Source organism: Streptomyces sp. NPDC046727 (genome assembly GCF_040645635.1).
Classification (GTDB): domain Bacteria; phylum Actinomycetota; class Actinomycetes; order Streptomycetales; family Streptomycetaceae; genus Streptomyces.
Map to the genome: position 1 here is coordinate 83,713 of NZ_JBEYYR010000028.1, position 22,487 is coordinate 106,199.

General features: G+C 73.0%; 15 protein-coding genes. 6 read left to right on the forward strand and 9 right to left on the reverse strand.

Features of this window, described 5'->3' with window-relative positions:
- Positions 1 to 159 precede the first annotated feature (159 nt).
- A complete protein-coding gene (locus ABZ937_RS29330; protein WP_361696340.1) occupies positions 160 to 1,482 on the reverse strand; it encodes an MFS transporter in 1,323 nt (440 codons plus the stop codon).
- A gap of 126 nt (positions 1,483 to 1,608) precedes the next feature.
- Between ABZ937_RS29330 and ABZ937_RS29335 the strand changes: the two genes are divergently transcribed.
- From ABZ937_RS29335 to ABZ937_RS29350, 4 genes are all read left to right on the forward strand, one after another.
- Positions 1,609 to 2,310, forward strand: coding sequence for a GntR family transcriptional regulator (locus tag ABZ937_RS29335; RefSeq protein WP_361696341.1), 702 nt, complete (start codon positions 1,609 to 1,611; stop codon positions 2,308 to 2,310).
- A gap of 75 nt (positions 2,311 to 2,385) precedes the next feature.
- The gene (locus tag ABZ937_RS29340) at positions 2,386 to 3,915 is read left to right on the forward strand and encodes a hypothetical protein (protein ID WP_361696342.1); all 1,530 of its coding nucleotides are present in this window, start codon (positions 2,386 to 2,388) and stop codon (positions 3,913 to 3,915) included.
- Positions 3,916 to 4,048: 133 nt separating this feature from the next.
- A complete protein-coding gene (locus tag ABZ937_RS29345) occupies positions 4,049 to 4,927 on the forward strand; it encodes a hypothetical protein (RefSeq protein WP_361696343.1) in 879 nt (292 codons plus the stop codon).
- A 36-nt stretch (positions 4,928 to 4,963) separates the two neighbouring features.
- Positions 4,964 to 9,607 (forward strand): hypothetical protein, encoded by a 4,644-nt coding sequence (locus tag ABZ937_RS29350; protein ID WP_361696345.1) that lies wholly within the window; start codon positions 4,964 to 4,966, stop codon positions 9,605 to 9,607.
- Positions 9,608 to 9,631: 24 nt separating this feature from the next.
- On the opposite strand, the gene ABZ937_RS29355 is transcribed toward ABZ937_RS29350, so the two are convergent.
- From ABZ937_RS29355 to ABZ937_RS29390, 8 genes are all read right to left on the reverse strand, one after another.
- Positions 9,632 to 11,182 (reverse strand): GMC family oxidoreductase N-terminal domain-containing protein, encoded by a 1,551-nt coding sequence (locus tag ABZ937_RS29355; RefSeq protein ID WP_361696346.1) that lies wholly within the window; start codon positions 11,180 to 11,182, stop codon positions 9,632 to 9,634.
- A gap of 42 nt (positions 11,183 to 11,224) precedes the next feature.
- On the reverse strand, positions 11,225 to 12,796 hold the full coding sequence (locus tag ABZ937_RS29360; protein ID WP_361696347.1) for an amino acid permease: 1,572 nt from the start codon (positions 12,794 to 12,796) through the stop codon (positions 11,225 to 11,227).
- A 19-nt stretch (positions 12,797 to 12,815) separates the two neighbouring features.
- Positions 12,816 to 14,282, reverse strand: coding sequence for an aldehyde dehydrogenase family protein (locus ABZ937_RS29365; RefSeq protein ID WP_361696348.1), 1,467 nt, complete (start codon positions 14,280 to 14,282; stop codon positions 12,816 to 12,818).
- Positions 14,275 to 15,435, reverse strand: coding sequence for an aromatic ring-hydroxylating dioxygenase subunit alpha (locus ABZ937_RS29370; RefSeq protein WP_361696349.1), 1,161 nt, complete (start codon positions 15,433 to 15,435; stop codon positions 14,275 to 14,277). The genes ABZ937_RS29365 and ABZ937_RS29370 overlap by 8 nt, the downstream gene beginning before the upstream one ends.
- Positions 15,436 to 15,563: 128 nt before the next feature.
- Entirely contained in the window at positions 15,564 to 18,026 is a 2,463-nt protein-coding gene (locus tag ABZ937_RS29375) for an FAD-dependent oxidoreductase (RefSeq protein ID WP_361696350.1), read from the reverse strand.
- Positions 18,027 to 18,071: 45 nt separating this feature from the next.
- Positions 18,072 to 18,263, reverse strand: coding sequence for a hypothetical protein (locus ABZ937_RS29380; RefSeq protein ID WP_361696351.1), 192 nt, complete (start codon positions 18,261 to 18,263; stop codon positions 18,072 to 18,074).
- A gap of 2 nt (positions 18,264 to 18,265) precedes the next feature.
- Positions 18,266 to 19,351 (reverse strand): S-(hydroxymethyl)mycothiol dehydrogenase, encoded by a 1,086-nt coding sequence (locus tag ABZ937_RS29385; RefSeq protein WP_361696352.1) that lies wholly within the window; start codon positions 19,349 to 19,351, stop codon positions 18,266 to 18,268.
- A 260-nt stretch (positions 19,352 to 19,611) separates the two neighbouring features.
- Positions 19,612 to 20,355 (reverse strand): IclR family transcriptional regulator, encoded by a 744-nt coding sequence (locus tag ABZ937_RS29390; protein ID WP_361696375.1) that lies wholly within the window; start codon positions 20,353 to 20,355, stop codon positions 19,612 to 19,614.
- Positions 20,356 to 20,752: 397 nt separating this feature from the next.
- On the opposite strand from ABZ937_RS29390, the gene ABZ937_RS29395 reads away from it, so the two are divergent.
- Positions 20,753 to 21,076, forward strand: a complete 324-nt coding sequence (locus tag ABZ937_RS29395) for a bifunctional 3-phenylpropionate/cinnamic acid dioxygenase ferredoxin subunit (RefSeq protein WP_361696353.1) — start codon at positions 20,753 to 20,755, stop codon at positions 21,074 to 21,076.
- A gap of 112 nt (positions 21,077 to 21,188) precedes the next feature.
- Complete coding sequence (locus tag ABZ937_RS29400; protein WP_361696354.1) at positions 21,189 to 22,421, forward strand: FAD-dependent oxidoreductase; 1,233 nt, start codon at positions 21,189 to 21,191, stop codon at positions 22,419 to 22,421.
- Positions 22,422 to 22,487: the final 66 nt, after the last annotated feature.

A 22,487-nucleotide genomic window follows, 5' to 3' on the forward strand; every position in this document is an offset into this window, starting at 1 on the left:
GGTGCTCGTGTCTCCGGTTCTCGTGCGGGTTCTCGGACGGCCGGCCTCAGTCGATGCCGACCGGCCGGTACCGCTCGTCTCGGTCGTCGGTCAGGGACATCCGGCATCCGCCCGCCCGCCCGCGCGCGGCAGCCAGGCCCTCGGTACGGTGCACCCGCGTCACGCCAGCTCCTTCCCGCGCGTCTCCGGCAGGCCGAGCAGCGCCAGCGCGGCGAGGCCGTAGCCGATCGCGCCGAAGACCAGCGCGCCGCCGACGCCCCAGCTGTCCGCCAGGAAGCCCACCAGGGTCGGGAAGACCGCGCCCACCGCGCGGCCCGTGTTGTACGTGAAGCCCTGCCCGGTGCCGCGCACCGCCGTCGGGTACAGCTCGCTCAGATAGGAGCCGAAGCCGCTGAAGATCGCCGACATGCAGAAGCCGAGCGGGAAACCGAGCACCAGGAGCAGGGTGTCGGCGCCGTGCGGGATGTTCGCGTACGCCAGGATGCACAGCGCCGACAGCAGCGCGAACAGCCAGATGTTGTTCCGCCGGCCGAGCCGGTCCGTCAGGTGGCCGCCGGTCAGGTAGCCGAGGAACGCGCCGGAGATCAGGAAGGTCAGATAGCCGCCGGTGCCGACGACCGACAGACCGCGCTCGGACTTCAGGTACGTGGGCACCCAGGTCGCCAGCGTGTAGTAGCCGCCCTGCACGCCCGTGGACAGCAGGCCCGCGAAGACCGTGGTGCGCAGCAGGCCCGGCGTGCCGTCCCGGCCCGGCCGGAAGATCGCCGCGAACGAACCCCGCCCCGGATCCTGTTCACGGGCCGCCGTCGCCGTGGGCGCGTCGTGCACCCGGCGGCGCAGCCACACCACGAGCAACGCGGGCAGCGCGCCGGTCCAGAACATCACCCGCCAGGCCAGGTCGTCGTCGGCGAAGGAGAAGACCAGCGTGTAGACGATCGCCGCCAGACCCCAGCCGACCGCCCAGGAACTCTGGACGGCGCCGAGCGTACGGCCCCGGTGGCGCGCGCTCGCGTACTCGGCGACCAGGATCGCGCCCACGGCCCACTCGCCGCCGAAGCCGAGGCCCTGGAGGGCGCGGAAGACCAGCAGCGTCTCGTAGGTGGGCGCGAAGCCGCAGGCGACGGTGAACACGGCGTACGTGATCACCGTGATCATCAGGGCCCGGACCCGGCCCACCCGGTCCGCGACCACGCCGGCCGCCGCGCCGCCGACCGCCGAGACCACGAGCGTGACGGTGGTGAACAGGCCGGTCTGGCCGCTGTCGAGGCCGAAGTACGCCGCGAGCGCCACCATGCTCAGCGGCAGCGTGAAGTAGTCGTAGGAATCCAGGGCGTATCCGCCGAAGGCTCCGGCGAACGCGCGCCGGCCGCGCGGGCCGAGGGCCTGCAGCCAGCCGAACGCGCCGTCCTCGGCGGCGCGTTCGCCGTCCGCCGGCCGTACGCCCGTGGAGGGCGCGGACCGGGGCGGGGGAGTCGTGCTCATGGGCACCTCGCAGAGGGGGACGGAGGGTGCTGGGAAGTGAGCCGTGCGGAGCACCGTAGAGGATCGTTCAACGATCCTTCAATACCTACGTTGTTTCGTTCTGGTGTCTGCGATTGAATTCCGGGCATGGCAGAGCAGCTGACCGGACTGGCCGGCGACCGCGTCCTCCTGGGCCGTACCAGCACCGCGGAGCGGGTCTCGGACATCCTCAGGAGCCGCATCTCCGAGGGCTACTTCCCGCCCGGCACCCGGCTGTCGGAGGACAGCATCGGCGGGGCGCTCGGCGTCTCCCGCAACACCCTGCGCGAGGCGTTCCGGCTGCTCACCCACGAGCGCCTGCTGATCCACGAACTCAACCGAGGCGTCTTCGTCCGGGTCCTGACCGTCGAGGACGTGGAGGACATCTACCGCACCCGCTCCCTCGTCGAGTGCGCCGTCGTCCGCGGCCTCGGCGGGCCGCCGTACCGCCTGGGAGGACTGATCGCGGCGGTCGAGGAGGGGCGGACGGCGGCCACGGAGAATGACTGGAAGGCGCTGGGTACGGCCAACATCCACTTCCACCGGGAACTGGTCGCCCTGGCCGGCAGCGAACGCACCGACGAGCTGATGCGCAGTGTCTTCGCCGAGCTGCGGCTCGCCTTCCACGTCGTGGACGACCCGCGCCGGCTGCACGAGCCGTACCTCGCCCGCAACGACGAGATCCTGCGGGCCCTGCAGGCCGGGAACCGGCGCGGCGCGGAACGGCTGCTGGAGACCTACCTCGCGGACTCGCTGGAGCGGGTCGTGGAGGTCTACCGGCGACGGGTCGGCGAGGACGGCGCCCCCTAGGCGCGCGCCCCGGCCCCGGCGGTGCCATCCGTGCCGTTTGGGCCGATGTCAGACCGAGGACCTAATCTGTGCACCGTGACTTCGCCTGCATCGACGGACAGCGTTCCGCCCCAGCTCAGCGCGGGGCCGCGCCCGGCACCGGGCCCGGCCGCCGACGAGGGGCTGGCGCGGCGGCTGCGCGCGCTCGCCTGCACCGCGCCGCTGCACGACCTGGACGCGCGCAAGGCCAACCTGGCCGGCGAGTACTCGGTGTACGGGATGGCCGAGGTGGCGCTGGCCGCCATCGACCTGGTCACGCTGAACATGGACTTCGACACGGGCGCCGACCACGAGCAGATCGTGGCCCGGCTGGTCCCGCGCATCGCCGCCCAGGCCCCGCACCGGCCCGCCGCCGAGCACGAGCGCGTGGCCCGCTGGGTCCTGGAGAACCTGATCAACGTCGGCAGCGTGGACCGCGGCTTCCGCGCGGTCTACGGCACCTTCGCGCCGGACGGCACGTACGTCCGGCGTGACTACGACTTCAAGCTGATCGAGGAGGTCCCCGGCCCCGGCGGCACGGTGTACCTGCGCACGACGGACGAGGCGGTCAACGTCCTGGTCGGCGCCCTCGACACCGACGTCACCAGCGCCCAGATCGCCGCCGAGGTCAAGCTGGAGGTGCTGATCAGCCGCGGTCGGCTCGCCGACGCCCAGCTCGCCGCCGAGCAGGCCCGCTACCGCACGGTCCAGTACTCCGAGACGCTCCGCCGGGCCCTGGACGCCACCCGGCGCAACGTCCGCGCGGTGGACTGGCTGGGCGCCGTCCCCGACATGATCGCCGAGGCCCTGGACCATGTGGCCGAGCGCTACCGCCACGAGAACGCCATCCTCACCAACATCCGCAAGGCCCGCGACGAGACCGAGGACCCCGAGCACAAGCGCCGCGCCGCCGAGCTGGTCGACATCGTCAAGGACTGCATCCGGCGCCACACCCAGCTCCAGTCGCGCCTGCTGGAGGCGGGCCCGCTGTTCCGCGCCGAACAGGACCGGCAGGCCTTCGCCACGCCGGCGACGACGGCCGGGATAGACCTCTACGGCCATCTCGTCGCCCCTGTCCTGCCGCTGCCCCTGGAGCAGGCGATCCGGGTCACGGACGCGTTCTTCGCGCGCGGCACCGGCCTGCGCACGCCGGTGTCCGTCCGGGTCGCGGACCTCGTCGACATACTGCTGACGCCGCCCGTGGAGCGGGAGCACCTGGGTGCCGAGATGCCCGAGCCCGACCTGATCGCGACGCCGGACGACAGCCGGTTCAGCGAGGAGCAGCTGGCCGCGGCGACGGAACTGCTGGACCTGCCGGCGGACGCCCCGCGGAGGCTGTCGGGGCTGCTGGCCGAGGCCCGGCGGACCGGCGACCCGGATCTGGCCTACCTGGTCGCCCTGCTGGCGGTCCACGCGGCCAGCCCCGCCGTCGGCACCGCCTACCGGCAGGGCGAGGAGAAGCTGCTGTTCGCCGTGGACGACGGGACCGAGCTGGACGATCCCGAGTTCGGCGGGGCGGACCTGATCGTGGGCACGGCTCTGCTGGACGCGGCGGGGATGGCCGCGGACCGGACGGAAGCAGCGTGAACGCTCCGCCGGAAGCACCGGGAAGCTGCGGGTCGCCATGCGTGTGCGGGCCGTCCGGGGCCGGTCGCGCAGTTCCCCGCGCCCCTGGGCGAGTCGCACCCGCCCTCAGTTTCAAGATCAAGGAGTTGAGTCCGTGAGCGAGCCCGCCGAGTGGAGTGAGGCGGAGACTCCCGCCCCGTCGGCGTCCACCGCCGTCACCCCCGCCGACGCCGCCGACGCGGCGCGGCTCGTCGCCTTCGGACTCCAGCCCAAGCTGGCGCCCGCGCGCGACCAGGAGTACACCGAGCTGCTGCGCCGCTACCGCGAGGACCCGGCGTTCGCCCGGCTCGCGGACGCCGTCGCCGCCGGTCTGGGGCTCGTCGTGCTGGAGGTGTCCCCGCGCGCGGGGATGGCCGTGACCGCCGCCGAGGACTCCGTCTTCGCCGTCCGCATGGGTGACTACGCGCGTCGCACCGCCGCCGACTCCGGCGACCGCTTCCTGCACGGACTCGCCCATCTCGCGGTCGCCGCGCTGGCGTTCCCCCGCCCGGAGGACCTGGCCGACGACTCCTACATCGGTCGGGTCACCGTCAACGGCGTCGACGCCTTCGTCCGGCAGGCCTGCCGGCGCCTGGAGGAGCGCGCCGAGGAGCAGGGCGAGAACACCGACCCGGCGACCGACGCGCCCGGCCTGGAGGCCGCCTGGCGGATCTGGGCCAGACGCAGCGCCACCGGCGCCACCAAGGACGCCCGCCGGCCGGCCGCCTCCACCACCGGCATCGTGGCGAAGGCCCTCGCCTTCCTCACCGACTCGGGCTTCCTGCAGCGCACCGGCGACGACAGCGGCGGCACGTACCGCACCACGGCCCGCTACCAGCTCCAGGTCCGCGACATGGCGGGCAGCGCCGCCCTGGCCGAACTGCTGGAGCTGGGCGTCGTCCCGGTCACCGACGGCACGGCCAGCCTGCTGCCCGCCGAGGACACCGACGACCTGGACCTGGTGGCCGACGCCGGGCTGCCGTTCCACTCCTGAACCACCGCACCTTCACCAGACTTACGAGAGTCCGCCATGTACGAGCTGTCCCGGGTCCGCCTCTACTCCATCGGTCCCGCCGGTGCGCGCTACGCCGACACCGTGCTTGACCTGCGGGGTGTCGGCGAGCCCGTGCCCGACCCGGCGCCCATGCAGGCGGAGTTCTTCGAGGAGGAGCCGTCCGGCCCGCCGCGCCGCCCCGCGCCCGCGGGCGTGCTGTTCCTGGAGAACGGCGGCGGCAAGTCCGTCCTGCTCAAGCTGATCTTCTCGGTGATGCTCCCGGGCCACCGCAACACCCTCGGCGGCGCCAGCTCCGGTGTGCTGCGCAAGTTCCTGCTCGCCGACGACTGCGGCCATGTCGCCCTGGAGTGGCAGCACGTGCAGACCGGCGAGTGCGTGGTCGTCGGCAAGGTCAGCGAGTGGCGCGGCCGGCAGGTCTCCAACGACCCGCGCAAGTTCGCCGAGGCCTGGTACTCCTTCCGCCCCGGCCCCGGCCTGAGCCTGGACAACCTGCCCGTCGCCGAGGCCACCGCCGTACGGCCGCCCGTCGAGGGCACCTCCGGCGCGCACGGCCGCCGACGCACCATGAAGGGCTTCCGCGACGCCCTCATGGAGGCCGGCAAGGCCTACCCGCACCTGGAGGTGCACTGGGAGGAGATCCACGAGCGCTGGACCGAGCACCTCGGCGACCTCGGACTCGACCCCGAACTCTTCCGCTACCAGCGCGAGATGAACGCCGACGAGGGCGAGGCGGCCGGCCTCTTCGCGGTCAAGAAGGACTCCGACTTCACCGACCTGCTGCTGCGCGCGGTCACCGACACCCGTGACACCGACGGCCTCGCCGACCTCGTCAGCGGCTTCGGCAACAAGCTGGGCCGGCGCGCCGAGCTGATCGCCGAACGGGACTTCACCGCCGGCTCGGCCGACCTGCTCGGCCGGATCGTGGAGGCGGCCGAGGCGCGTTCACGCGCGCGTGACGTCCACGCGGGCGCCGAGCGCCGTACCCGCACGCTGGCCCGGCGGCTGTCCGCGCGGGCCGTGCGGGAGCGGGTCCGGGCCGGCGACCTCGCCCAGCGGGTCACGGCCGCCGCGTACGCCGTCACGCACTCCGAGGGCGCCCGCGAGCGCAGCGCCCTCATCGCCGCCGAACTCGCCTACCGGCACGCCTCCCTGGCGCTCGCCGCCGCCGAGAAGTCCGCCGCCGCGCAGAAGCGCGAGCTGGCCGACGCCCGCACCCTGCACTCCGCCTGGCAGGCCGCCGAGGCCGTGCTGCGCCACCGCGCCGCCGCCGACCGCGTCGCCCGCGTGTCCGCCGCCATCCAGGAGGCCGAACGGGACGCGGCCCCCGCCCTGGCCGCCCGCGCCAAAGCCGCCGTGGACCTCGTACGGGCCCTGCACGCCGCCGCCGAGAGCGCCGAAACCCTGGCCAACGAGGAGGAGGAGCGTTCCGCCGCCCTCCAGGAGGTCAGCGACTCCGCCTACCGCGACTCCACCGCCGCCGCCACCGAGGCGCAGCGGGCCCGCAGCGAGGCCGGGCACCTGCGCCAGCGCCTCGCCGAGGTCGAGCAGGAGACCGCCGAGGCCGTCCGCGCGGGCTGGCTGGACGACAGCGCCCCGGACGCCGACCCGGCCCGTGCCGCGCTCGCCGCCAGCGACGCCGAGAAGAGCGCCGTGGCCGCCTGGGACGCGGCCCGCGAAGCCGCCCGCAAGGCCACCGAGCACGCGCGCGAGGCGGCCTCCGCCGAGTCCCGCGCCGAGCTGACCGCGGCCCGCGCGGCGGACGCCGCGACCGCCGCCGAGCGGTCCTACGAGGCCGAGCGGCGCCTCGCCGAGTCGCTGGCCGCCGAGGAGCGGCTCGCGGAGCTGCTGAGCCTGCCGGGCGCCCCCGGGACGGCACGTGTGCCCGCGCCGAGGACGGAAGACGCCGACAGCACACGCCCACCGGCCGCCGACTCCGCCCAAGGCGCGCTCGCCCCCGAGGAACTCGACCGTTTCGCCGACGAGTTGCGCGCACTGCTCGACGACGCCGTGTCGACCGCCGAGCGGCACCTGTTCGACCTGCGGACGGCCGCCGCCGACGACGCCCGGATCCTCGGCGCCCTCGGTGACGGCGGGCTGCTGCCGCCCGGCCCGGACGTGCTGGCCACCGTCGAGTTCCTCGGCGAGCACGGCATCCCGGCGCTGCCCGGCTGGCGCTACCTCGCGCAGGCCGTCGACCCCGCCGACCACGCGCGTGTGCTCGCCGCCCGCCCCGAACTCGTCGACGGCGTGATCATCACCGACCCGGACACGCACGCGCGGGCCCGCGAGGCACTCGGTGACGCCGCCCTGCTGCCCCGCTCGGCCGTCGCCGTCGGCACCGCCGCCGCGCTGCTCGCCCCGCCCCCCGCCACGGGCGCCACCCCCGGCGACGTGTTCCTGGTGCCGCCGAACCCGGCCATGCACGACGAGCACGCCGCCGACGAGGAACGACAGGCACTCCGCGCGCGGGCCACCGAGCGCGACGAGGAGATCCGCACCCTCGCCGCCCGGCTCGGCAAGGACCGCGAACTGGCCGCGCGGCTCGCCTCCTGGCGCACCGGCTGCCCCGCCGGGCGCCTCACCGAGCTGGCCCAGGCGGCCCTGGAGGCCCGCGCGTTCGCCGAGGAGACCGAGGCCGAACTCACCGAGGCACGGACCACGCGCGCGGAGGCCGACGAGATCGCCGCCGAGGCGGTGCACGTCCGCGACGAGCGGCAGGAGGCCGCACAGAAGGCCCGGCGCGCCGCCGACGCCCTGGCCGGCCTCGCCTTCCGGCTCCGCGAGCGCGCCGGCTGGCAGGTGAAGCTGCGCGAACTCGCCGACGAGGCCGCCGAGTCCGAGGCCCGCGCCCAGGCATGCCTGGAGCGCGCCCGCGCCGCCGACGAGGACCGCCGCGCCGCCCAGCGCGCCGCCGACGACGCCCGCCGCACCGCGCGCGCCCTGCGTGCCGAGCGCTCCGAGATCGCCGGCGCCCCCGACGACGTACCCGTCGAGGACACGGACGCGCCGAAGGCGTCCCTGCCCGCCCTCCGCGAGGCCTACCGGGCCGCGTCCCAGGTGTACGAGAAGGTCGGTGTCGGCGCCGACCTGCGCGCCGAGCAGGCCCGCGCGGAGAGCGACGAGAGCGCCGCCCGCGCCGAACTGGACCGGCTCAGCAACAAGGTCCGCACCCGGGCCGAGCAGCTGCTCCAGTCGCCCGACGGCTCCGACGGGCCCTCCCGGCAGGCCGCCGCCGCGCGCGCGGAGGAGCTGGTGCAGCTCCTGGAGACCCGTATGTCGACCGCGAGCGAGCAGCTCGGCCGGCTGCGCGGCGAGGCGGAGCGGCACGCGCCCGAGGACGGCGAGGCACACACCGAGCTGCCCGAGGAACTCGTCCCGCGCGACGCCGAGCACGCCCAGGCGCTGCTGCGCACCGCCACGGCCGAACTCGCCGCCCGCGCCGAGGCGCTGGACGAGGCCCGCGAGGCGCACGCGGAGCTGCTGGACGCCCACCGCGCCGCCGAGGACGGGGCCGGCGGCTTCGACGAGATCGCCGCCATGCTCCGCGACCTGCTGCGCGAGCACACTCCCGAGGAGGAGCAGGAGGAGCCGGAGCCGTACCCGGGCAGCCTGGAGGAGGCCCGGCACTCCGCCGCCGAGGCCCGCCGTTCGCTGCGCGGCTGCGCCGCCGACCTGTCCGCCGCCGAGGCGGCCGTGCGCGAGGCGAGCGACGTCCTCGTCCGGCACGCCAACTCCACGCGCTACGAGCAGGTGCGCACCCCGGCCCGGCAGCAGATCCGCGAGCTGCCCGCCTCCGCGCTGCCCGAGCACGCCCAGAAGTGGGCGGACGCGTTCGCACCCCGGCTGCGTGTCCTGACGGACGAGCTGGCCCAGCTGGAGCGCAACCGCGACTCGATCGTGGACCGGCTGCGCGGTCTCGTGGAGTCGGCCCTGGCGACGCTGCGGTCCGCCCAGCGGCTCTCCCGGCTGCCGGAGGGGCTCGGCGAGTGGTCCGGGCAGGAGTTCCTGCGCATCCGCTTCGAGGAGCCCGACCACGCCACCCTCGTCGAACGGCTCGGCGAGGTCATCGACGAGGCCACGCGCGCGGCCGTCAGGAAGAACTCCGACCTGCGCCGCGACGGCATGTCCCTGCTGCTGCGGGGCGTCGCGGCGGCCCTCCAGCCGAAGGGCGTGGCCGTCGAGATCCTCAAGCCCGACGCCGTACTGCGCGCCGAGCGCGTCCCCGTCGGCCAGATGGGCGACGTGTTCTCGGGCGGCCAGCTGCTCACCGCCGCCATCGCGCTGTACTGCACGATGGCCGCGCTGCGCTCCAACGACCGGGGCCGGGACAAGCACCGGCACGCCGGCACGCTGTTCCTGGACAACCCGATCGGCCGCGCCAACGCGACGTATCTGCTGGAACTGCAGCGCGCCGTGTCCGACGCGCTGGGCGTCCAGCTGCTGTACACCACGGGCCTGTTCGACACGACCGCGCTGGCCGAGTTCCCGCTGGTCATCCGGTTGCGCAACGACGCCGACCTCAGGGCGGGCCTGAAGTACATCAGCGTGGAGGAGCACCTCCGGCCCGGGCTGCCCCAGCAGCCTCAGGCCGGAGAAGCGGTGCACAGCGAGATCACGGCGACACGGATGTTCAAGAAGCCGACGCCGTCCACAAGCTGATCAATAGGTTGACCGACTCATTGATCAGCTGTCCTCCTTGATCAAGTCGGCGCACTTCTCCCCGATCATCATCGTCGTGATGCACGGGTTGACGGCGATCAAGTCGGGCATCACCGACCCGTCGGCGACCCGCAGCCCCTCGACCCCCTTGACCCGCAGCCGCGCGTCGAGCGGGGCCGAGGGGTCGCCGTCGGCGCCCATCTTCACCGTGCAGGACGGGTGATAGACGGTGTTGTGCGTCTTGTGGACGTAGTCCAGCAACTCGTCATCGGTCCGGACGTCCGGGCCCGGCGCCAGCTCCGCGCCCGCCCAGCCGCTCAGCGCCGGCTGCGCGGCGATGCGCCGGGCCAGCTTCAGCCCGTACGTCATCACGCGCACGTCGTGCTCGTGCGTGAAGTACCGGGGGTCCACCCTGGGCTTGTCCCGGTAGTCCCTGGTCCGCAGCCGTACCGTGCCGCGTGACCTCGCCTTCGTCACGTTGGGGGTGAGGCAGAACGCGTTCTCCGAGGTGGGGTAGCCCCAGCGGGCGGTGTTCATGTCGAAGGGCACGGACCCGTAGTGGAACATCAGGTCGGGCCGGTCCAGGCCGGGCTCGGTGTCGTAGAAGATGCCCGCCTCCCACCACTGGCTGGACGTGGTGGTCATCGGCCTCTCGGCCTCCCACATGATCACGCCCTCGGGGTGGTCCTGGAGGTTCTCGCCGACGCCCGGGGCGTCCACGACGACCTCGACACCGACCTCGCGCAGATGCCCGGCCGGGCCGATGCCGGACAGCATGAGCAGCTTGGGGGAGTCGATCGAGCCGCACGAGACGATCACCTCGCGCCGGGCCCGTACCGCGCGCGTGTGCACCAGATCGGGGTCCAGGTACTCGGCGCCCACGCACCGCCGTCCCTCCAGGACCAGCTTCTTGGCCCGCACCCCGGTCCGGACGTCCAGATTCGGACGCCTGCCCAGCACCGGGTGCAGATACGCCACGGACGAGGACTGGCGGATGTTGTTCTCGTCGGAGTTGATCTGGAACCAGTTGGCCCCGCGCACCACCGTCCGGCCGGTGTTGAACGGGACCGTGGGTATGCCGGCCTGCGCGCACGCCTCCAGCAGGGCGGTGCCGCACGGGTCCTCGCCCTTCAGCGTGCGCACCTTCACCGGGCCGGTGCGGCCGTGGTGGTCGCCGGGCGCGTCGTTGCTCTCCAGCCGCTGGTAGAGCGGGAACAGGTCGGCCGCGCTCCAGCCCGTACAGCCCTGGGCCGCCCAGTCGTCCAGGTCCTCCGCGGGCGCCCAGAAGGCGATACAGGAGTTGTGCGACGAACAGCCGCCCAGCACCTTCGCGCGCGCGTGCCGCATGAAACTGTTGCCGCTGGTCTGCGGCTCGACGGGGTAGTCCCAGTCGTATCCGGACTCCAGCAGCCCCATCCAGCGCTCCAGCTTGAGGACGTCGTCGTCGCCGACGTCGCTGGGGCCCGCCTCCAGCACGCACACCGTCACCGAGGGGTCCTCGGAGAGCCGGGCGGCCACGACGTTGCCCGCGGTGCCGCCGCCGACCACGACGTAGTCGAACTCATCGATGCTCATGTGACCTCCTGGCCAGTCGGGATCGGGCGTGATCAGGCGGAATCAGTCGGCTGCCGGGGCGGCGAGGGGAGCGTTCGGGGCGGCGGGCGCGGCCTCCAGACGGTGCTCGGCGAGCACGCCGGTGCGGTGCCGCTGGACGAACCAGTAGTAGGCGAAGCCGCCGCCCGCGATGACCGCGACGAAGAGGACCGCACCCCAGCGCAGGTACCAGTGGTACGGCGCGGACGCGTTGTAGACCGAGGCGCGCGGCCAGATCAGGTTGACCGTCATGGCCGCGCCCCACACCACCGCGACGATGTTGACGAGCAGGCCCCAGCGGCCCAGGGAGAACCTTCCCTCGCCCGCGGGCTGCCACCTGCCGCGCAGCCGGGCCACCAGCATCGGCGCGGTGACGCCCAGATAGGCGAGGTAGATCATGACGATGCCGATGCTGGTGACGACCGTGAAGATCTGCGGCTGGCGGATGTTGACCACGAGGATCGCCAGCGCCAGCACACCGATGATCACCGCCGGCAGCACCGGGGTCTGGAAGCGGGGGCTGACCCGGGCCATCAGCGAGGACGCGGGCAGGTTGTTGTCCCGGGCCATCGCGAACGCCAGCCGGATCGCCGCCGTGTGGACGGCCAGCGCACACACCGTGACCGCGATCAGCACGCACCACAGCATCGCCTTGCCGGCCGTCGGGCCGAGCACGTCGAGCACCACGTACTGCAGGCCGTCGGTGGACAGCTTGTCGCCCTTGAGGCTGGAGACACTCATCAGGGCGAGCAGCAGCACCAGGCCGCCCAGGACGAAGGAGGCGACGATCGCCCGGATGATCGCGCGCGGGGCGTTCCGGGACGGGTCCAGGGACTCCTCGCCGAGCGAGGCGGCGGTGTCGAAGCCGTACATGACGTACGCGGACGCCAGCGAGGCGACCAGGAAGGCGCCGAGGTAACCCGTCGAGTAGCCGGCTCCGGTGTGGTTCGTCTGCATGACTACGTGAGGACCACGGGTGATGTGGACGGCGAACAGGATGATCAATACAACGGTCGCGATCAACTCGATGAACACGCCCGCCGTGTTGATCGTGGCCATCAACTTGACGCCGAACGCATTGACCAGCGTCGTGAACAGGATCAACACGGCCGCCAGGACGACCGCGTTCGTCGCCACGTCGTACGTCCCGGTGCCGTCCCCGACGAACTGGAACGTGGACGAGATCTGCGGCAGCGTCAACTGATAGGCGAGCGCGACCGCCGAGATGGACACGATGGACGCGATCAACATCATCCACCCGGCGAGCCAGCCCAGGTGTGGATTGCCGATCTTCTTCGACCAGTTGTAGACCGAGCCGGCCACCGGATAGCGGGCGGCCAGTTCGGCGAAGCACAGGGCCACCATGAACTGGCCGACGAACACCATCGGCCACGACCACCAGTAGGCCGGACCGCCGCTGCCGTAGCCGAAGTAGAACAACTGGAAGGTGCCGGTCAGGATGGAGATGTAGCTGATCCCGGCGGCGAAGGTGTGGAAGTTGCCCAGGGTGCGCTTGAGTTCTGGCCGGTAGCCGAACTCGGCGAGTTCGGTGTCGTCGTGGTCGTGCGGGCCTGGCGATTGCTCGGTGATCGTCATGAGCGGACTCCTCTGGCTGTCAGTCGAACCAGCCCTGCGGTGCCGGCGCCGTGTTGCGCCAGATGTGTTTCGTCTCGCGGTACTCCGCGAGCCCCGCCGGCCCGAGCTCGCGCCCGGACCCGGACTGCTTGTAGCCACCCCACTCGGCCTGCGGCACGTACGGGTGGTAGTCGTTGATCCAGACCGTGCCGAGCCGCAGCCGCCCCGCGACCCGTGCGGCCCTGGCCTCGTCGCCGGTCCACACGGCGCCCGCGAGGCCGTAGACCGTGTCGTCGGCGAGCCGGACGGCCTCCTCCTCGGTGGTGAACCGCTCGACGGTCAGCACCGGCCCGAAGGACTCCTCCCGGACGACGGACATGCCGCTCGTGCACTCGTCCAGGACGGTCGGCAGGTAGTAGAAGCCCTCGTCGTGGCCGGGGCTGGAGGGCCGGGCACCGCCACAGCGCAGCACCGCCCCCTCCGCGAGCCCCCGCGCCACATACGCCTCGACCTTGGCCCGGTGCGCCGCCGAGATCAGCGGCCCGGTCTGCGCCCGCTCGTCGAACGGCCCGCCCAGGCGGATCCGCTCGGCCCGCCGCACGACCTCGTCCACGAACCGGTCGTGCAGCGCGTCCTCGACCAGCAGCCGGGCCCCGGCCGAGCAGACCTGCCCGGAGTGCAGGAACACCGCCGTCAGCGCCATGTCGACGGCCGCCGCGAAGTCGGCGTCCGCGAACACGATGTTGGGGTTCTTCCCGCCGAGTTCGAGGGCGACCCTCTTCACCGTGCCGGCCGCCGCGGCCATCAGCCGGCGGCCGGTCTCCAGGCCGCCGGTGAAGGAGACCAGGTCGACGTCCGGATGGTCGCCGAGCGGAGCGCCCGCCTCCGGACCGGCGCCCAGCACCAGATTGGCCACCCCCGGCGGCAACCCCGCCTCCGCCAGCAGCCGGACCAGGTGGATCGCGGTGTGCGGGGTCAGCTCGCTGGGCTTCAGCACGAAGGTGTTGCCGGCCGCGAGCGCGGGGGCGACCTTCCACGCGGTCTGCAGCAGCGGGTAGTTCCAGGGTGTGATCAGGGCGCAGACGCCGACCGGCTCGTACACCACGCGGCTGTCGACGTCCGCCCGCCCGGTGTCGATCACGCGCCCGGTCTCGCTCGCGACCAGCCGCCCGAAGTAGCGGAAACAGTTGACGACATCGTCGATGTCGTACGCACTCTCCACCAGCCGCTTGCCCGTGTCCAGGGACTCGGCGCGGGCGAGGGCGTCCTTGTCCCGGGCGAGCAGGTCGGCGACCCGCAGGAGCAGGTCGGCGCGCTCGGCGGCCGGTGTGTGCGGCCAGGGGCCGGCGTCGAAGGCGCGCCGGGCCGCCGCGACGGTCTCCGCGGTGTCCTTGCCGCCGGCCTCGTCCACGACCCCGACCAGGGAGCCGTCGGCGGGGCAGCGGATCTCCCGGGTGCGCTCGTCCCGGGCGCCCCGCCATGCGCCGTCGATGAAGAGATCAGGCATGGGCGTCTCCCAGCCGGGTCAGCAGCCACTCGTGGAAGATGCCGATGTGGTGCTCGTTCGGGACCAGCACCCCGCCGCCGCGGTACGCGCGCGAGGACATCCCCGGCTGGGTGCGCTCGCACGCCTCGAAGTCCTGGACGTTGACACGGTGGAACAGCTCCACGGACTTCGAGACGTCCGTTCCGGAGGCCACCACATCGGGCGCGTACAGCCAGTCGCACTCCACCACCGTGCGGTCCTCGGCCAGCGGGAACATGCGGTGGAGGATGACGTGGTCGGGGACGAGGTTGACGAACACGGTCGGCTTGATCGTGATCGCGTAGTAGCGGCGGTCCTGGTCGTCCGTCACCTCGGGGAGCCTGGTGAAGCCCTCGCTGCCGTCGACCGTGAAGCCCCTGATCTCCGAACCGAACTCCGCGCCGTGGCCCACGTAGTACTGGGCCGCGTAGCCGTCGGCGAACTCAGGCAGCACCTCGGTGAGTTCGGGGTGGATCGTCGCGCAGTGGTAGCACTCCATGAAGTTCTCGACGATCAGTTTCCAGTTGGCCCGCACGTCGTAGCTGATGCGCTTGCCGAGGGCCAGCCGCTCGGTGCCGTAGTGCTCGATGGCGGCGGCGTCGCCGAGCCGTTCCACGGCCGCGTACATCACCGTGTCCTCGAAGGAGGGCGGTTCGGCGGCGAGACACACCCAGGCGTAGCCCAGCCACTCGCGCAGGGCCACCTTGATCAACCCGTACTCGACTCGATCAACGTCGGGCATCTTGATCAAGTTGGGCGCGGCGATCAACTTGCCGTCAAGGTCGTACGTCCATGCGTGGTACGGACACTGCAGGCTGCGCCGCACCTCGCCGGACTCCTCGGTGCACAGCCGCGCCCCGCGGTGTCGGCACACATTGAGGAAGGCGCGCAGCTCACCCGTACGGGTCCGCGTCACGACGATGTTCTCGCGGCCCACCTGCACGGTACGGAAGGCGCCCGGCCTGTCCAGGTCGGCACTGCGGACCGCGCAGAACCACAGGGACTCGAAGAGCAGCTCCTGCTCCTGCCGGAAGATCGCCGGGTCGGTGTAGTAGTGGCCCGGAAGTGTCGCGATGAGGCTCGGCGGGGCCGGGCTCGTGGAGATCGGGCGGGGGGAGGTCGGTGGCGTCGTCACGGGCGGGCTCCTCGGGAGGGCGCGGCGGCGAGGCGGGCGGGGTCGAACAGGCCGATCGGATGCGTGGTGGAACCGGTCGGCGCCAGGTCGGCGCCGTGGCTGGAGCCGGTGGTGGTGGGCCGGACCGCCTAGCGACGGATGCGGGTCATCTCGGGGTCGAACAGCGGCTCGTCGGCGACCGTGGCCGGGACTTTCTCGCCGAAGTACTCGATGTGCACGCCGGTGCCGGTGGCGAGACCGGCCGGCAGCCAGGCGTAGGCGACACAGCGGCCTAGCGTGTAGCCGTACGACGCGCTGGTCACGTAGCCGGCCGGGGCGCCGTCGACGTACACGGGCTCCCTGCCGAGGACCACGGCGGCGGGGTCGTCCAGGAGCAGCGGGGTGAGCCGGCGGGAGGGCTCCCCGGCCCGCCGGAGCGCCGCCCTGCCGACGAAGTCCTCCTTGTCCATGCGGACCGCGAAGCCGAGGCCCGCCTCGAAGGGGGTGTGCTCGTCGGTCATGTCGGTGCCCCAGGCGCGGTAGCCCTTCTCCAGCCGCAGGGAGTTGAAGGCGGACCGGCCCGCGGCGATCACCCCGAGGTCCTGCCCGGCCTCCCACAGCGTGTCCCAGAGCCTGAGGCCCAGGTCGGCGGTGGTGTACAGCTCCCAGCCCAGCTCGCCGACGTAGCTCAGGCGCATCGCCGTCACCGGGACGTGTCCGAGGTACGTCTGCTTGGCCCGGAAGTAGCCGAAGCCCTCGTGGGAGAAGTCGTCGCCGGTCAGGGGCTGGACGAGGGCGCGGGCGAGGGGGCCCCAGACGCCGATGCAGCAGGTGCCGGAGGTGATGTCGCGGATCTGCACGTCGGCGGGCGCGTGGCGGAGCAGCCGGTCCAGGTCCGCGGGGGAGTTCGCGCCGACCTGGAAGCGGTCGGGGGCGAGGCGGGCGACGGTGAGATCGGAGCGGATGCCTCCGGTCTCGTCGAGGAGCAGGGTGTAGGTGACCGCGCCGGGCTTCTTGCGGAGGTTGTTGCTGGTCATGCGGTCGAGGAAGGCGAGGGCGCCGGGACCGGTCACCTCCAGGCGGCGCAGTGGGGTCATGTCGTACAGGGCGACCTTCTCGCGGGTGGCCCACGCCTCGGCGGCGGCGATGGGGGACCAGTACCGGGCCGACCAGGCGTCGCGCTCGGGCAGCTCGCCGAGGGCGTCCACGAGCGGGGCGTTCGCCTCGTACCAGTGCGGGCGTTCCCAGCCGGTGCCCTCCAGGAAGAAGGCGCCGAGGTGCTGCTGACGGGCGTGGAAGGGGCTCACCCGCAGCGGACGCGGTTGTTCCATGGGCTGCAGGGGGTGCAGGACGTCGTACACCTCGACGAACTGCTGTGAACCACGTTCACGGACGTACGACGGTGAACGCTGCGCTTCCTCGAACCGCGTGTGATCGCACTCGTGCACGTCGATGGACGGCCGCCCGTCGACCATCCACTCGGCCACCGCCTTCGCCACCCCGGCCGAGTGGGTCACCCAGACCGCCTCGGCCAGCCAGAAGCCCCGCAACCGCCGGGCCTCGCCGAGCAACGGCATACCGTCCGGCGTGAAGGAGAAGACCCCGTTGAACCCGGTCTCGATCTCGGATTCCCGCAGCGCGGGCAGCAGCCGCCGGCAGTCCTCCCAGCTCGGCGCCCAGTCCTCGGCGGTGAACGGGTACGAGGACGGCATCTCCATGTCCCGGGCGCGCGCCTCGTCGTACGCCAGGACCGCGAACGGGTCCACCGGCATCGGCCGGTGCGCGTACGAGCCGATCCCGATGCGGTCGGCGTGCTCGCGGAAGTACAGGTCGCGGTCCTGGAAGCGGAGGATGGGCCGCGTCGCCTCGGCCGTGGCGCCGCTCAGCGCGGGCAGCGGCCGGGTCTTCGCGTACTGGTGGGCGAGGGGCTGCAGCGGTACGTCGACGTCGGCCATGCGGCCGATGACCGGCCCCCAGAATCCGGCCGCCGAGACGACGTGGTCGGCGGGGAAGGCGCCCCGGTCGGTGACGACCGCGGTGACCCGGCCGTCCCGCTGCTCGATGCCGGTGACCGTGTGCCGGTCCAGGAAGCGGGCGCCGCGCGCGGCGGCGCGGTCCATCTGGGCGCGGGCCGCGAGGAGGGCCCGGGCCAGGCCGTCGTCCGGGGTGTGGAAGCCGCCGAGGACGACCGACTCGTCCAGCAGTGGCCAGAGTTCCTTGCAGCGGGCGGTGCTCACTATCTCGCCGCGGATGCCCCAGGAGGCCGCGTAGCCGGCCCTGCGGTGCAGCTCGGCCAGGCGTTCGGGGGTGGTCGCGAGCTCCAGGCCGCCGACCTGTTCGAAGCAGGAGACGCCGTCGACTTCGAGGGAGCGGAACTTCTCGACGGTGTACCGGGCGAACTCCGCGAGGGTCTTGGACGGGCTGGTCCGGAAGACGAGTCCCGGCGCGTGCGAGGTGGAGCCGCCGGGGGCGGGCAGGGGGCCCTGTTCGAGGACGGTGACGTCCGTCCAGCCGCGGGCGGTCAGCTCGTCGGCGAGGGAGCAGCCGACGATGCCGGCGCCGATGACGACGACGCGGGGTCCCTGGGACCGTGTTTCGGGTGTGCTGGACATGCCCCTCCTTGGTGGTGGCGGGGATGGCAGGTGCGGGGGAGTCGCTCAGGGCGCGGGGACGTTCGGCCGCTCGGCGGCGATCGTCGCGTCCTGGCCGTGGCCGGTGTGGACGACGGTGGCGCCCGACAGGGTCAGCAGCCGCGCGCGGGGGAAGGCCTCGATGGCCGGGCGGTCGGAGTACGAGCGGCCGGCGGCGCCGGAAGTGACGGCGCGTTCGGCGTGTACCGCCCCGCCCACGCTCACAGGACCACCACCGAGCGCAGCACCTCACCGCGGTGCATCTTGCCGAACGCCTCCTCCACCTGGTCCAGGGCGATCGTCTCGGACACGAACGCGTTGAGGTCGAGCAGGCCGTAGAGGTACTGGTCGATCAGGAACGGGAAGTCCCGGCTCGGCAGACAGTCGCCGTACCAGGAGGACTTGATGGCGCCGCCGCGCGAGAAGACGTCGATCAGCGGGAGTTCGACCTTCATCTCGGGCGCGGGGACACCGACCTGGACCAGCAGGCCGGCGTGGTCGCGCATGTAGAAGGCATGGAGGAACGTCTCGGGGCGGCCCACCGCGTCGATCGCGATGTCCACGCCGTGGCCGTCGGTGAGTTCCCGGACCGCCTCCACCGGGTCGGTGCCCCGGGAGTTCACGGTGTGCGTGGCGCCGAACTTCTCCGCCTGGTCCAGCTTCCTGTCGTCGATGTCGACGGCGATCACCTTCATGGCGCCGTTCAGACAGGCGCCCGCGATGGCCGCGTTGCCGACGCCTCCGCAGCCGATGACGGCGACCGAGTCACCGCGGCCGACGTTGCCGGTGTTGACCGCGGCGCCGTAACCGGCCATCACCCCGCAGCCGATGAGGCCGGCCGCCTCGGGCCGCGCGGCCGGGTCGATCTTCACCGCCTGGCCCGCCGCGACCAGCGTCTTCTCGGCGAAGGCACCGATGCCGAGGGCGTTGGTGAGCGGGGTGCCGTCCGGCAGGGTCATGCGCTGCGCGGCATTGCGGGAGTCGAAGCAGTACCAGGGCCGGCCCCGACGGCAGGAACGGCAGGTGCCGCACGGCGCCCGCCAGGCCAGGACGACGTAGTCGCCGGGCTTCAGGTCGGTGACCCCCGGGCCGACCGCCTCGATCGTGCCGGCCGCCTCATGGCCCAGCAGGAACGGGAAGTCGTCGGTGATCGCGCCCTCCCGGTAGTGGAGATCCGTGTGACACACCCCGCACGCCTGCACATCGACGAGCACCTCACCGGGCCCCGGGTCGGGGACGACGATCGTCCGCACCTCCACGGGTGCGCCCTTCTTCACAGCGACTACGGCACGGACCTCGTGTGGCACGACAAGCTCCTCTGCTGTTGCGCATTGCACGATGGGTTGCGTGGTGGGGAACATCTTGAGAACGGCGTCACGGGGCCGTCAAGGGGTGCGCGTTAACCCTTGGCAAAAGGAACCCGGGGGACGAAATCTCTCGGACACACGACGGCGCGGGACCGGCGAGTCACCGGTCCCGCGCCGTGGTTCGGGTCATGTGCGTCTCTGCCGGGGGCCGACGCCGGGTGGCGAAGGGGCCTGGCCTGGGGTGCTCGTCCGCCGCTCGGTCAGAAGCCGTACCCCATGCGCCGGGACAGCTCGGCGCCGGCCGCGACCGTCCGCTTGGCCACCTCCGGCAGCCGGTCGGCGTTGAGCCGGTACACCGGCCCCGAGACGCTGATCGCCGCGATCACCTTGCCGTCGTGCGCGCGCACCGGTGCCGCCACGGCCGCGAGCCCCAGCTCCAGCTCCTCGATCGTGACCCCGTAGCCCTGCCCGACCACGGCCTCCAGCTCGGCGCGCAGCATCGCCGCGCCGGTGATCGTACGGTCCGTGAACCGCGGCAGCGTCCGCGCCAGCAGGCCCTCGCGCAGGGTCGGCGGCATGTGCGCGAGGAGCACCTTGCCGCTGGAGGTGGCGTGCAGCGGGGTGCGTCTGCCCAGCCAGTTCTGCGCGGTGACGGACGCGGTGCCGCGGGCCTGCATGATGTTGACCGCCGCGTCCTCGTCGAGCACGGCGATGTTGACCGTCTCGCCCAGCTCGTCGGCGACCTCCCGGCAGACCGGGACGCCCTCCTGCGAGATGTCGAGACGCACTGCCGCCGCCCCCGCCAGGCGCAGTACGCCGGCCCCCAGGTAGTACTTCCCGCGGTCCTTGGCCTGGGCCACCAGGCCGCGGTTCTCCAGGACGCCGAGCAGCCGGAACGCCGTGGACTTGTGGACGTCCAGCTCCTCGGCGATCTCGGTGACGCCCGCCTCGCCGTGCCGGGCGAGGATCTCCAGCACGCTCACGGCGCGGTCCACCGACTGCACCGCACTGGCCGCTCCGCGGCCGCTCTGCCTCTCCGGGGTCCCTGGGGTCTGCGTGGTCTCCTCGCCGCGGTCAGACTGCTTCTGCGTGCGGGTCATGGCTCAACTCTCACCACCTGTGGGCCCGGTTCGGGCCGCATCTGCGGGAAGCCCTTGACGCGACGGTCGTCCCGCCCGGATTCTGTTGCGCATAGCGCTAGCTCGTGCGCCATACGAAACATCATGTTACCGAAGCGTCCGGATCCCGGAAGGGTGCCGGACCACCCGGACCGTCGACGGTCCGCCACTCCCTTGCCGCTTCCCCGGGCCGGACCGACGTGGGTCCGGGCTCCCGGCAGCATCCCTGACGCCTGCATCGAGCAGGTCCCGGACCGAGCGTCCCGGACCGAGAGGGGGGCCCGTGATTCCCGTCTGCCGCCTCGAAGACCTCCCCGAGGGCGAGTCCGTCCGCGTCGCGACCACGCCGCCGATCGCCGTGTTCCGCACCGAGGACGGCGAGCTCTACGCCATCGACGACACCTGCACCCACCAGGACGCGTCCCTCTCCGAGGGCTGGCTGGAGGGCTGCCTGGTCGAGTGCCCGCTGCACGCGGCCTCGTTCGACCTGCGCACCGGTGAACCGACCTGCCTGCCGGCCCGGCACCCCGTGCGCACTCACCGCGTCACCGTGGAGGACGGCGTCGTGCACGTCCACCTCGGCGCGCAGGAGGGTACGGCCGCATGAGCGCCCCCAGGCACCGGAGCCCCGTCTCCGCCGGCCTCGGCCGTCCGCCCGGTACGGCACCGGCTCGCCCCCACCGGCCCACCCTCGCCCCCGACGCCAGGAGCCGTGCCGTATGAGGACCGTGACCATCGTCGGCGCCTCCCTCTCCGGGCTCTACGCAGCCCGTGAGCTACGCGCCCAGGGCTTCGGCGGCCGACTGGTGATCGTCGGCGACGAACCCCATCGCCCGTATGACCGCCCTCCTCTCTCCAAGGACTTCCTCATCGGCCGCGCCGACGAGAGCCGACTGGCGCTCACCGATGCCGACGAGACCGCCGGACTCGACGCCGAGTGGCTGCTCGGCGTCCGTGCCCGCGGGCTCGACCCCCGAGGCCGCACCGTCCTTCTCGGCGACGGCCGTACGGTGCCCACCGACGGCGTCGTCATCGCCACCGGCGCCGCCGCCCGCCGGCTGCCCGGCGAGGGACTCGCCGGCGTGCACACGCTGCGCACCCTGGACGACGCCCGCGCCCTGCGCGCCGACCTCACCCAAGGGCCCCGCCGGGTCGTCGTCATCGGGGGCGGCTTCATCGGCGCCGAGACCGCCTCCTCGTGTGCCCGGCTCGGCCACACGGTCACGGTGGTCGAGGCCGCACCGCTGCCCCTCGTGCCCCAACTCGGGGCGGAGATGGCCGCGGTGTGCGCCGCACTGCACCGCCGCGGTGGCGTGGAGCTGGTCACCGGAACCGGCGTGGCCGCACTCCGGGGCGGCGCCACCGTGACCGGGGTCGACCTCGCCGACGGCCGCACCCTGCCCGCCGACATCGTGATCGTCGGCATCGGAGCCGTCCCCAACACCGCCTGGCTGACGGGCTCGACCCTCGCCCTGCATGACGGCGTGCTGTGCGACGACGGTTGTGTGACCGCCCTGCCCCAGGTGGTCGCGGTCGGCGACGTGGCCCGCGTCGGCGGCACCCGGGCCGAGCACTGGACCTCCGCCACCGAGCAGCCCCGCGTCGCCGTGACCAACCTGCTCGCGGGCCGCACCCTCGCGACCGCCCGGCCGGTGCCGTACTTCTGGTCCGACCAGTACGACTCCCGGATCCAGTTCGCCGGCCGGTACCGCGAGGGCGACACCGTCCGTGTCGCCGAGGGGGAGATCACCGACGACGGAGTGCCCGGTGGGTCCGGCTTCCTCGCCCGCTATGAACGGGACGGCCGCACCGTCGCCGTGCTCGGAGTGGACCGGCCCCGCGCGTTCATGCGGGCCCGGCGCGAACTCCAGCGGGAGCGGCCACGGGAGGAACGGAAGCCGGGCGACCGGCAGTCGGAGGATCGGCCGAGGGTGGAGCCGGCCGCGCTGTGACGGGACGGGGCCGCCGCGCTCGCCGGACCGGTCCCGACCGGCGCCCCCTGGTCCCCTCGGCCTCGT